Origin of the sequence: Aliiglaciecola sp. NS0011-25, from assembly GCF_040370605.1 — a bacterium.
Taxonomy (GTDB): Bacteria; Pseudomonadota; Gammaproteobacteria; order Enterobacterales; family Alteromonadaceae; genus Aliiglaciecola; species Aliiglaciecola lipolytica_A.
On the sequence record NZ_BAABWR010000005.1, the window covers coordinates 194919 to 211654 of the forward strand.

At 40.8% G+C, this 16736-nt stretch carries 17 protein-coding genes; 11 read left to right on the top strand and 6 right to left on the bottom strand.

Annotation, left to right across the window (positions count from 1 at the left end; translation table 11 throughout):
* Nucleotides 1–257: 257 nt before the first annotated feature.
* The 3 genes from ABWV72_RS06425 to ABWV72_RS06435 are packed head-to-tail and all read right to left on the bottom strand — an operon-like array spanning nucleotide 258 to nucleotide 2009.
* A complete protein-coding gene (locus ABWV72_RS06425; RefSeq protein ID WP_353369403.1) occupies nucleotides 258–812 on the bottom strand; it encodes a hypothetical protein in 555 nt (184 codons plus the stop codon).
* Between the two features lie 10 nt (nucleotides 813–822).
* Nucleotides 823–1302 carry an RNA polymerase sigma factor gene (locus ABWV72_RS06430; protein ID WP_353369405.1) on the bottom strand — a complete coding sequence of 160 codons (480 nt, stop codon included), beginning with the start codon at nucleotides 1300–1302 and terminating at the stop codon, nucleotides 823–825.
* An 8-nt stretch (nucleotides 1303–1310) separates the two neighbouring features.
* Nucleotides 1311–2009, bottom strand: coding sequence for a hypothetical protein (locus ABWV72_RS06435; RefSeq protein ID WP_353369407.1), 699 nt, complete (start codon nucleotides 2007–2009; stop codon nucleotides 1311–1313).
* Nucleotides 2010–2181: 172 nt separating this feature from the next.
* Between ABWV72_RS06435 and ABWV72_RS06440 the strand changes: the two genes are divergently transcribed.
* Together ABWV72_RS06440 and ABWV72_RS06445 are read left to right on the top strand one after the other, a co-directional pair.
* The gene (locus ABWV72_RS06440) at nucleotides 2182–2667 is read left to right on the top strand and encodes a DUF3224 domain-containing protein (protein WP_216048609.1); all 486 of its coding nucleotides are present in this window, start codon (nucleotides 2182–2184) and stop codon (nucleotides 2665–2667) included.
* A 160-nt stretch (nucleotides 2668–2827) separates the two neighbouring features.
* On the top strand, nucleotides 2828–3835 hold the full coding sequence (locus ABWV72_RS06445) for a bifunctional helix-turn-helix transcriptional regulator/GNAT family N-acetyltransferase (protein ID WP_353369409.1): 1008 nt from the start codon (nucleotides 2828–2830) through the stop codon (nucleotides 3833–3835).
* A gap of 21 nt (nucleotides 3836–3856) precedes the next feature.
* Here ABWV72_RS06445 and ABWV72_RS06450 read toward each other — a convergent pair whose 3' ends face one another.
* On the bottom strand, nucleotides 3857–4609 hold the full coding sequence (locus tag ABWV72_RS06450) for a phosphatase (RefSeq protein WP_216048611.1): 753 nt from the start codon (nucleotides 4607–4609) through the stop codon (nucleotides 3857–3859).
* A gap of 312 nt (nucleotides 4610–4921) precedes the next feature.
* On the opposite strand from ABWV72_RS06450, the gene ABWV72_RS06455 reads away from it, so the two are divergent.
* The 4 genes from ABWV72_RS06455 to speA all read left to right on the top strand — a co-directional run bounded on the left by ABWV72_RS06455 (nucleotide 4922) and on the right by speA (nucleotide 8221).
* Nucleotides 4922–5362: a nucleoside deaminase gene (locus tag ABWV72_RS06455; RefSeq protein ID WP_342805633.1), complete on the top strand. Its 441-nt coding sequence runs from the start codon at nucleotides 4922–4924 to the stop codon at nucleotides 5360–5362.
* Nucleotides 5363–5470: 108 nt separating this feature from the next.
* Nucleotides 5471–5941, top strand: coding sequence for a hypothetical protein (locus ABWV72_RS06460; RefSeq protein ID WP_303500368.1), 471 nt, complete (start codon nucleotides 5471–5473; stop codon nucleotides 5939–5941).
* 1 nt (nucleotide 5942) lies between these two features.
* Nucleotides 5943–6158 carry a helix-turn-helix transcriptional regulator gene (locus ABWV72_RS06465; RefSeq protein WP_216048614.1) on the top strand — a complete coding sequence of 72 codons (216 nt, stop codon included), beginning with the start codon at nucleotides 5943–5945 and terminating at the stop codon, nucleotides 6156–6158.
* A 140-nt stretch (nucleotides 6159–6298) separates the two neighbouring features.
* A complete protein-coding gene (gene speA / locus ABWV72_RS06470) occupies nucleotides 6299–8221 on the top strand; it encodes a biosynthetic arginine decarboxylase (RefSeq protein ID WP_342805629.1) in 1923 nt (640 codons plus the stop codon).
* 141 nt (nucleotides 8222–8362) lie between these two features.
* Here the strand turns inward: speA and ABWV72_RS06475 are convergent, their stop codons facing one another.
* A complete protein-coding gene (locus ABWV72_RS06475; protein WP_353369413.1) occupies nucleotides 8363–9526 on the bottom strand; it encodes a serine hydrolase domain-containing protein in 1164 nt (387 codons plus the stop codon).
* Between the two features lie 147 nt (nucleotides 9527–9673).
* Between ABWV72_RS06475 and ABWV72_RS06480 the strand changes: the two genes are divergently transcribed.
* From ABWV72_RS06480 to ABWV72_RS06490, 3 genes are read left to right on the top strand one after another with little or no spacing between them, the layout of a single operon-like run.
* Nucleotides 9674–11053, top strand: coding sequence for an AlkA N-terminal domain-containing protein (locus tag ABWV72_RS06480; protein ID WP_353369415.1), 1380 nt, complete (start codon nucleotides 9674–9676; stop codon nucleotides 11051–11053).
* Nucleotides 11050–11523: a methylated-DNA--[protein]-cysteine S-methyltransferase gene (locus ABWV72_RS06485; RefSeq protein WP_353369417.1), complete on the top strand. Its 474-nt coding sequence runs from the start codon at nucleotides 11050–11052 to the stop codon at nucleotides 11521–11523. The genes ABWV72_RS06480 and ABWV72_RS06485 overlap by 4 nt, the downstream gene beginning before the upstream one ends.
* 45 nt (nucleotides 11524–11568) lie before the next feature.
* Complete coding sequence (locus tag ABWV72_RS06490; RefSeq protein ID WP_353369419.1) at nucleotides 11569–12447, top strand: DMT family transporter; 879 nt, start codon at nucleotides 11569–11571, stop codon at nucleotides 12445–12447.
* A 34-nt stretch (nucleotides 12448–12481) separates the two neighbouring features.
* On the opposite strand, the gene ABWV72_RS06495 is transcribed toward ABWV72_RS06490, so the two are convergent.
* A complete protein-coding gene (locus ABWV72_RS06495; protein ID WP_342808323.1) occupies nucleotides 12482–13909 on the bottom strand; it encodes a sensor domain-containing diguanylate cyclase in 1428 nt (475 codons plus the stop codon).
* A gap of 182 nt (nucleotides 13910–14091) precedes the next feature.
* On the opposite strand from ABWV72_RS06495, the gene glmU reads away from it, so the two are divergent.
* Nucleotides 14092–15453, top strand: a complete 1362-nt coding sequence (gene glmU, locus ABWV72_RS06500) for a bifunctional UDP-N-acetylglucosamine diphosphorylase/glucosamine-1-phosphate N-acetyltransferase GlmU (protein WP_342805621.1) — start codon at nucleotides 14092–14094, stop codon at nucleotides 15451–15453.
* A gap of 147 nt (nucleotides 15454–15600) precedes the next feature.
* Nucleotides 15601–16719 (top strand): HDOD domain-containing protein, encoded by a 1119-nt coding sequence (locus ABWV72_RS06505; protein WP_342805620.1) that lies wholly within the window; start codon nucleotides 15601–15603, stop codon nucleotides 16717–16719.
* The last annotated feature ends 17 nt before the right edge of the window (nucleotides 16720–16736 follow it).

Here is a 16736-nt window from a genome sequence, read left to right on the forward strand (position 1 = left end):
TGTTTCGATGGCGCGCATTAAACGTGAAAATCCTAGTTGCCGATAGCATTGGGAGAATACATTCGTATCTCAGTGGATACCTTAAAAATACTATCTGGTCCTTTAATCCATTTGGTATTACTGAGTATGATAGACAGCATTTTTTTAACATGTTGATTTGTATGAATATTGAACAGGTGTAAAAGGTGAAGATTAGCGCATAATGGTGAAATAAAGCTCATCAGCAACCACGAGAATTAAAATTATTTCTTCTGAATTTAGGCTAAAGCATCAATTTCCGTTAAGCGTTTAGGTAGTTGTTTGTTCAAATAGATAAAGCGTCCCCATGTCCCAGCTAGCACTAGGGTTTGTAAAATTACTTGCGTCAGCCAAAGACTCTCGCCACCTTGCTTGATAAAAGATAACCCTGCAAATCCAACCAACCCTAACCACAGAGCAGTCAAAATCACTGCGCTGACTTTCCAGTAGTACACTTGGTTGCTTAGTTTTTTACGTTTGAATTCTAATAACTGATTGATATCCAGACTGTGCTCGAACGGTTGCGATTGACGTAAACGAAACGCCCAAAGGCTAAATACCAAGGGAATAGGACTTAACGCCGCGAACAATAGCTTGCCAAGAGTTGTATCAGCATAAACTAATAAAAAGTACACGCAAAAAACGCTAACGCCGCAACCTGTAATTAAATCAATCCAGGCTTTTAGCTTTTCCCGTTTGTTGTTTCTGGCAACTTGCAGAGCTAATTTGTGTACGTCTATTTTAGGCGTATTTTGTTGAAAGGCTTGCTGCCATTGTTCGAATTTCGGATCCATGATTGTTCCTCTATAACAATTGTTCTAGTTGTTGCCGAGCTCTACTGGCGCGCTTGGCAACAGCGGCTTCAGACAAACCTAAAACACTAGCAATTTCTAATTGGGTAAAACCTTCCAATTGCATAGTAATAATTTGTCGATGGCCAAGGGGTAGTTGACGCAGCGCTGACATTAGGTCTAATTGTTTATCTTGATGGGTGGCATTTGGCGACATTGTTTGCAAATCATCAATATTCTCATCTGACAGGTTGTTATTGCGTCGGCTTTCGCGCAGTACATGATCAACTGAACGATTGTGAGCAACTCGTGCAATAAAGGTTTTTATGCTGCTGTCACCCCTAAAAGTCTCCAGAGCTCGCCAAACCGCCAAACTAATATCTTGAATCAAGTCTTCTCTTAGCCCCAAATCGGCTTCATAAGTTGCTGCAATACGTGCCAATAAAGGCGCGTATTGCGACAAAATATCTTCAATCCTTGCAGTTTGAGTCACGCACCTTCCTATTGATCGTTGGTGAGATCTTTAAATGCCACATAGTTTATACAAAGCAACCATGGACCGAGTAATAATGCGCTAAGTAAAAACGTAAATGGCACAGCCATTATTGCCAGTAGATTGATAGCGAAAACTACTGTTAGGGGTTTCCATGCGCGAAGTGCTAAGCGAATTCCGTTGTTAATTGAAGTCGGTATATTTTTGTTTTCTAACAAAAGGTATGCAGGTACAAACATCAACAATATGCTAACCGGGGTAGCTGAGGCAAATATAATGGATAACTGCGCAGGCGTCACATCTACCATTTGAGCATAAAACAATAATTCGAGGCCACTGCTCCCCAACATAGCAACAGCGGTGAGCACTTGCGCCGCAGTCGGGAGTAACAATAACAAACTCAACAATGGTAGTTTCGACCAACCTGTATAGAGTCTTAAACTTTTGAATGTAAAAGATTTATGCAGTGATATTTGATCTAATACTGGCCACAACGAAGCGATTAGTATGGCCATCACTAATTTAGATGTGATGACACCAAAAGGAGCGGGTAATAATTGAAATAGACCTTCAATAATGATTGTTGCCAACAGTAAAAAGAATATCTTAAACGGTGCTTTTAAGCATAAATTTAGCCCTTGTTTTAACCAAATAAAACTTTGTGATGGTGTGGTTTTTTCATGCATTTTTAACGTTGCAGTGTTCATATCAAATCTCTCGTTTTAGTGAATTACTTAGATAGTCGAGACAAATGAAAATAACCTGACATTTTTTTTCAATTTTTTTAAAAAGTATTTTCCACGACATTAAAAACTGTTTTTATATACAGCTTGTAGATTGGTGTTATACTTATTTTTGGAATCTAAAAGAGACATGGAAATGCACAATCTTAAAACCATTTTAGTGATAGCTTGTTTCTGTATTTTAGGGTTGGTTGTTGTTCCTTATGCCCAAGTTGTTTATTCAGGAGATCCAAATTTGAATACTGAAAATGTAACAGGCGAGTTCGAAGTAATCATGCAACCGCAAACGGATGCCGAATTTTCAGTTGCAAGAATGACCTTGGATAAAACTTATCATGGTGAACTTGACGGCCAATCGAAAGGGCAAATGCTAAGTCATATGACCGAGGTTAAAGGTTCTGCCGGTTATGTGGCATTAGAATCGTTCACAGGTACTTTAGACAGCAAACACGGCAGTTTTGTGTTAATCCATCAAGGCATTATGAACAAAGGCGAACCGTCTTTAGCGATTACGGTGGTACCTGATTCCGGCAGCGGCGAATTGACCGGTATTGTGGGTACTATGAACATTGAGATTAAGGACACAAAGCACTTCTATATTTTTGATTACAAGCTACCTTAGTTGATTTCTTTGGTGTTGAATGAACCACCTTTCAACACTTCTATCCTTAAGCTAAACGCCCTTTATATCTAATCCCTGCAAATACACCTATGTTTAATCATCGTCTTTCTACTTGCATTTATATATAAGTGATTATATAAATGCTTATATAGAGGTGCGTATGAACAAAGATTTTCTAAATGAATTAGGTGAACTGGCGTTGGGCAGTCGCTTAAAACGAGTCAGTGAACGAATGATGGCAGATGCTGCCGCGGTGTATCAGCATTTTGATATGAACATTCAGCCCAAATGGTTTACTTTGCTGGCTTTATTAGATCGAAAAAAGCAAGTAAGCGTAGTAGAAGCTGCTAATTTACTGGGATTAACTCAACCGGCCCTGAGTCAATTCAGTCGACAGTTAGAATCTAGAAAATTAATTGAGATTCAGTTAGACACTGAAGACTCAAGAAAAAGAGTACTGAGCTTATCAACGCTAGGGCATCAAAAAGTCGCGGAAATGCGACCTGTATGGGCGGCCGTTGATAAAGCGGCCAAAGATTTATGCAGTGAGTTTGAAAATCATTTTTACGCTTCATTGCAGACTTTCGAAAAAGCCCTTGATAAACGCTCGTTACTTGAGCGCAGCAAAGATCATTTTGAGCCATTAAATACCTCCCCAAACACCAATATCGTGGATACAACTATGTTAGAAAACAGCCTCACTTTTTTAGATTTTGAACCGGATTTAGCGCCATTTTTTGAGCAAATTAACAGCCAATGGATAAAAAGCATGTTTGTGATTGAAGATGTCGACAAACAAGTATTGGGTCATCCTCAGGAAAACATTATCGATAAGGGAGGCAAAATTTGGTTTGCTAAGCATTCCCAATTAGGTGTCGTTGGCGCTTGCGCATTATTAAATAAAGGAGATGGCGCATTCGAACTGACTAAGATGGGCGTGTTGGAGAACGCCCGCGGTTTAAAAGTAGGTGAAAAATTGCTGCAGCATGTCATCGCCCAAGCGAAACTATTGCCTATCGACTGCCTATTTTTATTAACCAATGCCAAATGCGAAGCCGCCATTCATTTGTATGAAAAAAATGGCTTCACACATGATGCGTTGATTATGGATAAATACGGTAAGAGTTATCAAAGGTGTGATGTGGCTATGCGTTGGAGCGACGCATAGCTTAGGGATACTTGCTGCTAGTTAGAGATTTGCGCACCACTGAGACAACTCGTCGGCTACTGGGCGTTTATGTTCGGCTAAAAAAGCCAAATAGGTTTTTGCATCACGATTTACAATTCGTTCAATGGGAAAATTAATTGATTGCGCATGACCAATACTCTTTTCGTAATTACCTAAATCAAAAGCGATATGCGCATCACTTGAAAATACAACTTTCCAATCATGCTTATCTATTAGTTCCAGAATGCGAACGCAATTAGGTTCGCTGCCTTGCCGTGAATGAGTGAAGGAGCTGTTATTTATCTCCAGTACAACATTATGTTCCTTGGCCGCAATAATTACTTCTTCGTAGTTTATCGGAAAGTTTGGGTTGCCCGGATGACCGATTATCTGGCAGTCTCCACCGGCAATAGTGTTTATTAGTGCTTTGGTGTTGATGGTTTTACTCGCTGGTGCGAATACCGGTTCATGGAAACTCGCAATAACAAAGTCTAAGTAAGGTTTCATACCATTTGGCACATCTAACCCCCCTTCAGGTGGCAATATATTTGCCTCAATGCCTTTAAGACAGGCTATTCCATCGACAATTCGTGGTATCACATTACGATTTCCAAAGTGCCAAGGGTGAGGCGAGTCAGGCATTTCAGGTCCATGATCGGTTAATGAAAACATTTGTAACCCTTTCACTTTAGCTTGCACAAAATAATCATGAACGGTGCTATATGCATGTGTGCTGGCGATGGTGTGTGAGTGGGTGTCTACAAGAATTTTCATTGCTTTTGTTATCCTTTTGGCGTTTAACTGCAGATAAATAACAACATCACTTTAGATGGATCTTGTTATTGTTCAGTAATTTATATAGCGAATTTATTGCGCATCAATGACAGGGGTATTGGAAACTTAAAATACATGGAAATTGGGCGTTGATACGACGTTAAATGAATGCTTCAAAACTATACACTAGCAGTGTATCAATTTATGCTAGATTGGTGAAATAAAGCAGGGAGACAGATTAATTGTAAGGCTAAACAGCTAACCTCCTTGCTAACATCAAGTGCGCGAAACTAACCATAATGGGAGAGCAAATTGGACAAATTCATGCGAGCAGCCATTGATGAAGCTATCAAAGGCAAACAGGAAGGCGGTATCCCTATTGGTTCAGTTATTGTTTATCAAAACCAAATCATTGGTCGTGGACATAATCGCAGAGTGCAATCTGGTAGTCCCATTTTACACGGTGAGATGGATGCCTTCGAAAATGCTGGGCGACAACCTGCAAGTGTATACCGTGAGTGCGTTTTGTATACAACATTGTCACCCTGTTCAATGTGTTCAGGGGCAATTCTGTTGTATGAAATTCCTAAAATTATCATTGGTGAAAATCAAACCTTTATTGGTGAAGAGCAATTGCTTAAACGCAGAGGTGTTGAGCTAGAAGTTCTGCAGGATCCAGAATGCATTCAACTGATGGAGCAATTTATTACTGAATCTCCCGAATTATGGAATGAAGATATTGGTACTGAATAGCTATAAAAAGTAACTTTAGGTCTTTAAATATTTACTAGGTGTTAATAATTTTTGACATTGAGTTTGTTTAGGTATACATTTCTTCCAACTTAGTTTGGAGGAACTTGCATGGACATGTCATTTAAAGAGAAAAGTCATTGGATTTCATTAGTCAGCACAATTTGTATATTTGGTTACTACTTTTATAGCATTGTGATGCTCACTGGTATCCCGATTGAAGAGGCTAAAGAAAGTGCCAAAGATTTACTGATTCAAGCTATTGGTCTTAGTGTATTGGTAGAAATAGTGCTGCACAGCATGTTGGCAGCCACCAATCATAAAGCAGCTGAAATGGGCGCTGACGAAAGAGACAAACTGTTTGAATATCGCGGTAATCAAGTTGGCTATACCATTTTGGTGGTCGGCGTAGTTTTTACCCTTGGACGAATAATTACAGTTGAATATAATCCTGAATTTGCCGACCACTATAGTTCTATGCAAATTCCACTGTTAACTGCGCATATATTGATGTTTAGTTTCATTTTGTCTGAAGTCGCTCGATTTTCTGTCACCTTGTTTAATTATCGTAGAGGATATTAGGGTGGCAGACATACCTATTACTAATCGCATACGTGAAAAGCGTTTTTTTGCTAACGAAATGACGCAACAAGCGCTAGCGGACAAAGTTGGGGTGACCAGACAAACCATTATGGCGATCGAAAAAGGCAAGTATTCCCCTTCTTTGGAAGTTGCCTTTAAAATGGCTGAAGTGTTTGAATGTCACCTAGATGATATTTTTCAATATCAACCCAAATAAATAGTACACTTTTAGATCATCAGCAAAGTATAATGCTGGCAATTAACAATGAATTTAAGTTGTTTGAGCAATATTAGAATGGGGCAATTCCTTTTGAATTGCCCCTTTTTACAAATATTGGCAAACCTCGGAGCAAATAAATGAGCAAACCCGATAACTGGACAATTGAAGACGCAGAGAAGTTGTACGGCGTTAAGCGCTGGAGTAGCGGCTATTTTGAGATTGGTCCTAACGGAAATTTGCATGTTACCCCTGATGTAACGAATGCTGAAATGCGCATCGATTTCAAAGATGTTATTGAAGAGATCAAAGAAGAAGGGATTCAGTTTCCTGTAGTTCTTAGATTTCACGACATTCTGCGGTCACAAGTTGCGTTGTTAAATGAAACTTTCATCAAAACCATCAAAGATTTTGGTTATCGCGGAGAGTATCGCGGTGTTTATCCTGTGAAAGTTAACCAAATGCGCGAAGTAGTGGAAGAGATTGTCGATGCGGGTAATAAATATGCTTACGGCTTAGAAGCAGGTTCTAAAGCTGAACTACTGACGGTTCTAGCCTACAACACCAACCAAGACTCACTAACCATTTTAAATGGTTATAAAGATGAGGAGTTTATGCGTTTGTCATTAATGGCGCGTAAACTTGGACGCAAAATAATTGTCGTCATTGAAAAGTATTCTGAGCTTTTGTTGTTAGTCAAACTGGCCAAAGAATTAGACATTGAGCCGATTATTGGCCTGCGCTCGAAAATGACCGTGAAAGGTCAAGGCAAGTGGGAAGGTTCTGGTGGTGATCGGGCTAAATTTGGCCTCACCAATACCGAGATTATTCAAGCGGCTCGTTATCTTGAAGCTCAAGGCATGGGGCAGTGTTTTAAACTACTGCATTTCCATATTGGTAGTCAGTTGACGGATATTCGCGCCGTTAAAGACGCCATCAGCGAAGGTGCGATGATCTACTCCGAATTACACCATATGGGCTTTCAGCTCGATTATGTTGATGTTGGTGGTGGACTTGGTATTGATTACGACGGCAGTAAATCTACCAATGATTCATCTCGCAACTACACCATTGCTGAATATGTAGCAGACGTTGTGTTTGGTATGAAGGAAGTTTGTGATCTTGAACAAGTGCCTCACCCAACTTTAGTAACCGAGAGTGGCAGAGCTATCACCGCTCATCACAGTTGTGTTGTGGCAGAAATTGTTGGTGAAATTCGCTCAAACAGTGCGGAAATGGAAACGGATTTCGAAGAGCACGAGCATATTTTAGTTACCAATATGCGCGACCAAATTCGTTTATTAGCAACCCAAGATAACTTACAAGAAATTTTCAACGATGCTTCTCAATACAAAGAGCAAGCGGTATCTGCGTTTAAACTGAGAGTTATTAGCTTTGAAGAGTTAGCGAAAATCGAAACCCTTTATTGGCAAATTATGGTTAATTTGCAAGAGCGTTTGCAAAATGCTGATTTTATTCCTGAAGAGATGCAAGAGCTTGATTACAACTTATCATCGCAATATTTGTGTAACTTCTCGGTATTCCAATCAGCTGCTGATACATGGGCGATTGATCAAGTATTACCGATTGTGCCGCTTTCTAGAATGAATGAGCGACCAAATGTAAACTGTTCGCTGGTGGATATAACCTGTGACAGTGACGGTAAAATTGACCAATTTGTATTGGGTAAAGGTATTTCAGATGTATTGCCTATGCACAAACTGAACAAAAACGAAGACTACTATTTAGGTATGTTCCTCACCGGAGCGTACCAAGATGTAATGGGTGACATGCACAATTTGTTTGGTCGTTTGAATGAAGTGCATATCTTCAGTCATGATGATGACCCTCTCGATTTTTATATCGAAGAAGTTGTCACCGGATCGTCTGTAGATAATGTGTTATCTATCATGCAATACAACCCAAGCTTTATGGCGCAATCCGTTAAAAAATTGATTGATGCTAAAATTGCCGAAGGTGAAATTAAGCCTAGAGAAGGCGTTAAGTGGACGGATTTTTACGAAAATTGTTTGAAAGGTTATACCTACCTAAAAACCTCGTAATTGAAATCTAGGTGGTGTATTTGCGCCACCTAGATGATCCCATTTCTGAAATGTTTTTACTGCTGATAGTGATTTACTCAATTCACTGCATTAAAGGTTTTTGCAATTGTCAGCGCATGTCAGTAAAGCGCTAAGCGGCGGTTAGCCCCCAGTTTGTTTTGCCAATTGCAGTTTTTGAGTTTCTTCATAAGATTCAAAATAAGCCTGCCAGAATTTTGCAGTAAAACTATTGATAAGATTTGATTCGGCATTCATCAGCATCGCGTAACCTACTTTCTGATCTGGTGCGAAAGACACGTCCGCGCGATAGCCCTTCACCCAACCACCATGATAGTTTAATTTGTGGCCTTTAAAGTCGTAAATCCGCCAACCTAAGCCATAATGGGCATCTTTCAAGAACCGTCGCCAATCTCGTCTGCGTAACTCTCGTGTTGTTTTGATTTTTTCTGAGGTGACCGTATCAACTATTTCTGGGGGAATAACCTCTGGATATTCTCCTAACATTGCGCGCACCCAAATCGCCATGTCTTCAATACTGGCGTTTACTCCCGCTGCTGGACCATAACGATAATAATCATCTTGAACTTTGGTTTCTCGCCATTTCGAGCGGGTGATTGCCACATGGGGTTTTGCCCATTTGGGCGAGCTTTGTAAACCTTGTCTTCCTGTACTGGCGTGCGGCATTTTTAATGGTTTAAAAATGGTCTCGCTTAATTCTTTACCATAACTACTTTTATGGTTGATGTAATAATCTTCAAGTACGCCAAATAATGCATTTTGATAGGTGTAACATTTGCCTGGAGAACACAAGGGCTCTAATTTCGCTAACTGTCCTAGAACACGTTTTAACGAGTAATTCGCTTCAATTAAATTGTCGTAAGCATTGGGGATATATCCACTGGACTGGCTTAACAAATGTCCAAGGGTTATCGGATTGGGATCTAACCGATTAAAGCCGTATTCGGGCACAATCTCTAGTATCGGTGTTTGCCACGTAAACTGTTTTTCTGCGACTTTTTTGGCCATTAACACACCGGCGAATGTTTTCGACACAGAGGCCAATCTAAACACAGTATCGGTATCAATTTTTTGACCAAAATTTTCAGTCAAACCATAACTAATCACCTTAGCCGGTTCGCCTTTACGAATAAAAACAAGAATATAACCAGGCACATTGTGCTTCATAGCTTGTGCTTGGGTTTTGGAGGCAAAGTCGTAAAGCCAGCTATCTTCTTCAGCGAAGGCCGGCGGGCAGACAATTATTGTCAACCAGAAAAGGACAATTAACGTTAAACATCTCATCATGACAAGGATACTAGTTGAAGGTGGCTGAAACAACAGGGAAATGAATTCACTCTAATAAGGGACTAATTTCATATCACTTCCGTTTTCAGCGCGTTTTATTGATCTTTTGCGGTTAAACTTGCTTTAAGTTGGCTAAAAGTAACCTTTATGAATACCAAGCAAATATACCAACAGGCGCGCAAATCCCGTGACCCTCGATTTGACGGACATTTTTATGTGGCAGTGAAAAGCACGGGCATATTTTGTCGGCCAATTTGTCCTGCGCCTTCACCAAAAGAACAAAATGTCGAATATTATGAATTGGCACCTTTGGCAATGCAAGCGGGCTTTCGTCCGTGTTTACGTTGCCGCCCTGATAGTGCACCGGGTTCTTTTGCTTGGAAGGGCACCACTACTACACTCGAACGGGGCATCAAATTACTGCGTGCTCACCCCGAGTTAAATGTTGAGGATATTTGTGAAAAATTGGGTGTCAGCGATCGCTACCTGCGTGATTTGTTTCAAAAAAAGCTGGGAATATCACCTAAAAAGTTTCGTTTGTTTGACCAGCTATTGATGGCTAAAAATTTATTACACAACAGCACATTGTCGATTGACGATATAGCTATCGCTAGCGGCTTCACTAGTGCCCGTCGGTTACAAGCTAACTTGCAATCCAACTTGCAACTCACGCCGACTCAGATTCGTAAGCGCGCAGCCAGCAAAATCACCTCGCCCCACAGCAGTGAGCAGGGAGTGGAGTCAGCCTCATTACACATTCAGTTGGCGTATCGAGCCCCTTACAACTGGCCGCATTTACGTGACTTTTTAAAACTACGGGCGATTGCTGAGATAGAAACCGTGACTGAAAATAGTTATAGCAAAGGATTCACCTATGGCAATGCGCTAGGGCATTTTACTGCTACTTTAAACGCTACCAAGAATTGTTTTGACGTGTCGCTCAGCATCAATGATTTGAGTTGTTTTCAAGCTGTGGTAATGCAAATCCGGCGTTTATTGGATTTGGATTGCGATCCGCATATCATTCACACGAGTTTGCAGGCCACCGGGCTACCCCATGACATTATTGTTCCAGGAATTCGAATTCCTGGTGTATGGAGTGCTTTTGAGGCTGCTTGTCGAGCCATTTTAGGGCAACAAATTTCAGTTAAAGCCGCGGTCAATCTGGTTTCTCAATTAGCTCATGAACTTGGCGGAAGTTATCAGCAGCAACGACTTTTTCCTTCCCCTGAAGCTATTGCCGAGTCAGATTTGAGCTTTCTTAAAATCCCTGACAAACGCCGACAGTGTTTACGGGATCTTGCCAAGTTCCAGGTTCAAAATGGGCTGTTAAGTGACTGGCAAAGTATCAAAGGAATTGGCCCTTGGACGGTGGCTTATGCCAATATGCGCGGGCTTTCCAATCCGGACATCTGGTTAGATTCTGATTTGGTGATCAAAAAACAAATTCAACAACACCTTTTAAATCCCGATGCAGCGGCTCCATGGAGGAGCTATCTTACTTTTCAATTGTGGAGCATGGCATGACGCATAGCAGTGATTTATTTTATAGTTATCTCGAAACGCCCATAGGGCAAATAGAAGTTTGTGCAAATAGTCAGTGTATTGTTTCTATATATTTTTCAGAATCTCAACAAGACATTTATCAAGGCAACCCCATAACGGAAGAGGCAGTAACTCAATTGGATGCCTATTTCGAGGGTAAGTTAACCCGTTTTCAATTACCTTTGGGTGCTGTAGGTACTGACTTTCAGCGCCAAGTTTGGCAGGCTTTAGCAAATATTCCTTTTGGTGCGACATGCAGTTATGCTGATATAGCCAATCAATTACACAACCCCAAAGCCGTTAGAGCTGTAGGGGCGGCAAATGGCAAAAACCCACTTTCTATCGTTGTTCCTTGTCATCGAGTGATTGGCAAAAATGGCACACTTACCGGTTACGCCGGCGGATTAGAACGTAAGTCATGGCTATTAGAATTTGAACAAAAAGGTCAATAACGCCCATTTGTTATCAAATCGGAGTGAGCAAAGGTAAATGATGTAATGAGATTAAAAGACGTATTCGAATTGGTGATGTTAGCTGCAATTTGGGGATCATCCTTTTTGTACATGCGTTCTGCCACACCAGAGTTTGGTGCTTTTGCCCTTGTGGCAGTGCGCACAGGAATTGCCGCCTTGTGTTTGTTACCACTGCTATTTCTTCGCAAAAAGGTATCAGTTGTTAGGCAATATTGGCGTCCTATTTTATTTGTAGGATTAGTTAACACTGCCATTCCTTTTGTTATGTTTAGTTACAGTACCGTGTTATTGGGGGCTGGCATGGCCTCCATCCTAAATGCTACCGCCCCAATGTTTGGCGCTATTGTTGCTTTTTTGTGGTTGAAGGAAAGACTAACAGGCTTGGCGGTTTTTGGCTTATTTATTGGCTTTAGTGGCGTGGTTGTGATCAGTTTGCTTCGTACTGGCATTGACTTACATTTGTCTGTGTTACCTATTTTGGCGGCGTTAGGCTCAACATTCGCTTACGGAATTGCTGCTTGCTACACCAAAAAACATCTTACCGGTATCAACACTCTAGCCATAGCAACGGGCAGTCAAGTCTTTGCTACGCTTGCTTTAATTCCCTTTGCCGTAATGCTTTGGCCGCAACAAATGCCATCATTTGATGCGTGGGTGCAAGTGATAGTGCTAGGTGTCGTTTGCACCGGTTTTGCCTATATTTTGTATTTCCGGTTAATTGCTAATGTGGGTGCATCCAAAGCCATTACCGTTGCGTATTTGGTGCCAGTATTTGGGGTGTTATGGGGCGTGTTGTTTTTACAAGAAATGCTAACTCTAGGCATGTTGTTGGGGGCAGGGTTAATTTTATTCGGAGTGAGCCTCACAACAGGTGTGATTAAGTTTAGACTCAAACTCGCCTAGCAAAATACAAGCAGGTAGCAAGTGTAACTACTTACTACTCTGATTTTGATAATTGCATTCTGACAATATTACGACCGTCTCGTTTGGCCTGATACAAAGCATCGTCTGCATAACCTAGCACTTCGGTTAGAGGGCGCAGCGTGTCGGTGTGTGATACGCCAAAGCTAGCCGTTACTTGAACTGCAGCTGAGCCGGTGGAAGCGGTCATATTCGACATGCTTTCACGTAACTTTTGTGCCACGTCGTAGGCTTGATCAGGACTTGTGTCTGGCAACAACAGTACAAACTCTTCACCACCCCAGCGACCTACAACATCACCGTGTCGTAACTGATTACTTAACATATTTGATATTTGACGAAGTACATTGTCACCCGCGTTGTGGCCGTGGGTGTCATTCACCGCTTTGAAGTGATCAATGTCAATCAGAATCACCCCTACTTGTAGTCCTTTATCCATCATTTCAGCATAGCGTAATTCGACTTTATTACGATTCGGCAAACGTGTAAGAGGATCGGTCTGGAAGTTTTTCTGCATGTCTTGCTTAAAATAATACAGCAGGTGATAAATCAGCATAAATAATACAAATATAATCACCAACAACGTGACAACACTAATGATAAAGCTGCGGCTTATTTCAGTTTGTCTTGCTTCCAAAGGCGTCAGCAAATACATAGTCCAGCCGAAAGGCTCAACTTTCACTTCCGCAATGAGCGCATCTACACCGGAGGTTTTAACTAACAAATTATTCAGTGAACCATCGGGTAATTTGCTGATGTCTAGCGTTTTATACCAATCTAAACTTTCAAGGGTTTTAAATGTGGCATTCTCAACGATTAAATTAGGATCTGAAGAAAGTGCGATATTATTGTCTTGGTCCACAAAAATAAAATCGTAGCCATATTCGCGTTTGTACTGATCAAAAATTTCCACGAAACTGTCGAGGCTTTTACTGATCCCAAAAAAGCCGAGAAAGTTATCATCACCGTCATACACTTTTAAATCGATATAAAAATGTGGATCTTGCCATTGACCAATATCAGCTATAGCGTCATTAGGAGCAGCTTTGTAGCGAAAATACCAATCCACTTTGTCTTCGACTAATGCCAGTTTTGTCTTGTCTGAGTTGTATTGCATACGGCTGCTTTCACTGGCAATAAAAAACTCCATATCAAACTCGCTTTCGAGTCTTGTGAGCATAGAAAACATTGCTTCTTCATCAATGTCTTTGTCTTTCATTAAATCTTTGAGTTCTTTGGCTTTGGCTAATGTTTCGGATACATGAAGGGGTTCAAGAAGCTGATCAATAATTAAAGTAATAGCAGGAGAAATGGATTGCTGTTGAGCTCGGCTTTGCTCAGCAACAATTTTTGACGCTGTAAAATGAACAAGGGTTACTATTGAAATAACCACTACGGCAAACAAAATTAAAATACTACGATGTAAAGTTCGAAAGGCGTTCAAAGAAATCCAATTTCCATTCATTAATTTCAAGACATCATCTTAACGATAAGCGTCCAATACTTCTACGGATAAAATCCGCACAGGTTTTAGCCAAACAAATAATATATGCTTTGTGTGATATTACTAGACCTTTTAGTGAGCTTAGTTAGAATAAATAGAATTTTATGATTTAAGGATACTCAATGACGTTTTCAGTAGTTGTACTTGCAGCGGGCAAAGGCACGCGAATGAAGTCTAAATTACCCAAAGTACTTCACCCCATTGCCGATAAACCTATGGTGCAACATATTATCGATACTGTGAACACGCTGGGCGCTGAAAGCATTCATTTAATTTATGGCCATGGTGGCGAGCAACTGCAATCGGCATTGGCGCATAATCAACTCAATTGGTGTTTACAATCAGAGCAATTGGGTACTGGCCATGCGGTTCAGCAAGCGGTTCCTCATATTAAAGATGACGAAAACGTTTTGATCTTGGTGGGTGATGCGCCTTTAATTAAAGCGCAGACATTGCAGCAACTAATTGATGTTAAACAACAATCAGATCTAGCACTGTTGACCGTTGAATTGGATGACCCCACAGGAATGGGACGTATTATTCGAGATGGTGAAAATGTTACCGCCATCGTAGAACATAAAGATGCCACAGATGCTCAACGTCAAATAAAAGAAATTAATACCGGCATGATGATCATGGGCGGCGCTGACCTGAAACGTTGGTTATCAGCGCTAAACAGTGATAACGCACAAGGTGAGTTTTATCTCACAGACGTCATCGAGATGGCTGCCAATGAAGGTAAAGTGATTAAAGCTGCTCACCCAGCAAATTCGGTGGAAGTAGAAGGGATTAATAACCGTAAGCAATTGGCAATGATAGAACGGGCTTACCAGCTGGAAAACGCTGAGAACTTGCTGATGGAAGGCTTGTATATTTTAGATCCCCAACGTTTCGATTTGCGCGGTGAAATTTCATTCGGTTTAGATTGCAGCATTGACGTTAATGTCATCATTAAAGGCAAAGTGGAGTTAGGCAATAATGTAAAAATTGGCCCTAATTGCATTTTGATTGACTGCCAAATCGGCGATGATTCGGTAATAGAAGCGAACTCTATAATTGAGCAAGCTGAATTGCATAGTGGCTGCAGTGTCGGTCCATATGCTCGACTCAGACCAGGGGCTGTAATGCATGATAAGTCTAAGGTTGGTAATTTCGTAGAAATGAAAAAAACCGTATTAGGCAAAGGTTCTAAAGCCAACCACCTAACCTATTTAGGCGATACGCTGGTTGGAGAAGGAGCCAATATTGGTGCAGGCACCATTACTTGTAACTATGACGGTGTGAATAAATCCAAAACTATTATCGGTGACGGCGCGTTTATTGGCTCCAATAGTGCGTTAGTCGCGCCAGTGACAATCGGGAAAATGGCCACAGTAGGCGCTGGTTCAACGGTCAATACTAATGTCGATGATCATGAATTGGCGGTCGCTCGGAGCAAACAGCGAAATATACAAGGTTGGAAACGACCGACCAAAAAGACTTGAGAGAATAGGTAACAGGATTCTAGCGACAATTTTTATCTTTAAGTTTTTGCTAACTAATATTAGATAGAAATTGATTCAGGTTGTTATCGTGTATTTCAAGGCCTTGAACAAGGCCTTAAACAAAATTACTGGTTTGCAAATTCGAATATGTTTGAAAAATTGATCTCTCGCTTGTTTAAGCGCACAACACCCAAACCAGCGGTTAAAACTCCGTTAGTCAAGACGTCTGCGGCTATAGATTCGGCAAAAAGTGGCTTACCGGAAGTAACAAAACAAGCGAGTCCTGCTGAATCTAATTTACCTGATATTCCAGTACCTGCAAAAAGTATCACTCTTAGCGTTGCTTCATTTAACCGCTTGGAGTTTCTGTTCTACGATTATTTGTTAGGGCCATCTGAAACCAGTACCACCTTAAATCCCCTAGAACAATATATCTTAACTCGGGTGAATCACGCCCTTAAAAATCCGCAAGACGTGTTAACCCATTTCCCAGTTCTGCCGCAGTCTGTGCTGACCTTAACTAATTTATTGAACGATCCCGACTTTAACTTGACTGAATTCATCAAAGTGATTGAACAAGAGCCGAGTATTGCAAGCGAGCTGATGAAAAAAGCCAACAGCCCTGCTTATAAACGTGGAAATAATGAAATCACCGATCTGCAAAAAGCGTTTATGTTGATGGGTGCAAAAGATATAAAAGAATTTGTTTTAAATGGTTTTGTAAAAAACTTATGTCATCAAAAACCGATTTATTTTAAAGCATTTGGAGAAAAAGTTTGGTTGCATAGCCAAGAGGTAGCGGTGCTTGCCAAAACCCTAGCCCAAGCGCGCAATTTGAATGCTGATGCTGCCTATATTATTGGCTTGATGCATGATTTAGGCAAAATCGTTATTTTCCAATTTATGGTTGAAGCGTTTCAAAAAAGTCATCCAGACTTCAAACAAGATTCATTGGTGTTTAAGAAATTTCTCAGTCAGCGCTCTATGTTGCTCAGTGTTGAGCTAATGAAAATATGGGAAATGCCTTCTTTAATAATCGAAGTGGTAAAAGACCAAACTATATCCATATCTAAGATCTCAGAGCTCTCGCCACTCTCGGCGACACTTTTTGAAGCTAACTTAATGAGTGAGATCAGTCTTACCTTCCAAGCAGGTGATTACGACGAGTTGGCGTTAGAAGAAATGCTTGCAGAAGCATTATTGAGTGACCAAGCCAAAGACCTGCTAAAACAAAACCTTGGAATATTGCCGCCTACCGAGAATTAATCTTGATTGATGTGAAA

Coding starts and splice junctions, on each gene's coding strand:
- ABWV72_RS06440 (WP_216048609.1), top strand. CDS start 2,182: ATGCACAATCTTAAAACCATTTTAGTGATAGCTTGTTTCTGTATTTTA.
- ABWV72_RS06480 (WP_353369415.1), top strand. CDS start 9,674: ATGAATACCAAGCAAATATACCAACAGGCGCGCAAATCCCGTGACCCT.
- ABWV72_RS06485 (WP_353369417.1), top strand. CDS start 11,050: ATGACGCATAGCAGTGATTTATTTTATAGTTATCTCGAAACGCCCATA.
- glmU (WP_342805621.1), top strand. CDS start 14,092: ATGACGTTTTCAGTAGTTGTACTTGCAGCGGGCAAAGGCACGCGAATG.
- ABWV72_RS06450 (WP_216048611.1), bottom strand. CDS start 4,609: ATGAAAATTCTTGTAGACACCCACTCACACACCATCGCCAGCACACAT.
- ABWV72_RS06475 (WP_353369413.1), bottom strand. CDS start 9,526: ATGATGAGATGTTTAACGTTAATTGTCCTTTTCTGGTTGACAATAATT.
- ABWV72_RS06490 (WP_353369419.1), top strand. CDS start 11,569: ATGAGATTAAAAGACGTATTCGAATTGGTGATGTTAGCTGCAATTTGG.
- ABWV72_RS06460 (WP_303500368.1), top strand. CDS start 5,471: ATGGACATGTCATTTAAAGAGAAAAGTCATTGGATTTCATTAGTCAGC.
- ABWV72_RS06435 (WP_353369407.1), bottom strand. CDS start 2,009: ATGAACACTGCAACGTTAAAAATGCATGAAAAAACCACACCATCACAA.
- ABWV72_RS06505 (WP_342805620.1), top strand. CDS start 15,601: ATGTTTGAAAAATTGATCTCTCGCTTGTTTAAGCGCACAACACCCAAA.
- speA (WP_342805629.1), top strand. CDS start 6,299: ATGAGCAAACCCGATAACTGGACAATTGAAGACGCAGAGAAGTTGTAC.
- ABWV72_RS06425 (WP_353369403.1), bottom strand. CDS start 812: ATGGATCCGAAATTCGAACAATGGCAGCAAGCCTTTCAACAAAATACG.
- ABWV72_RS06445 (WP_353369409.1), top strand. CDS start 2,828: ATGAACAAAGATTTTCTAAATGAATTAGGTGAACTGGCGTTGGGCAGT.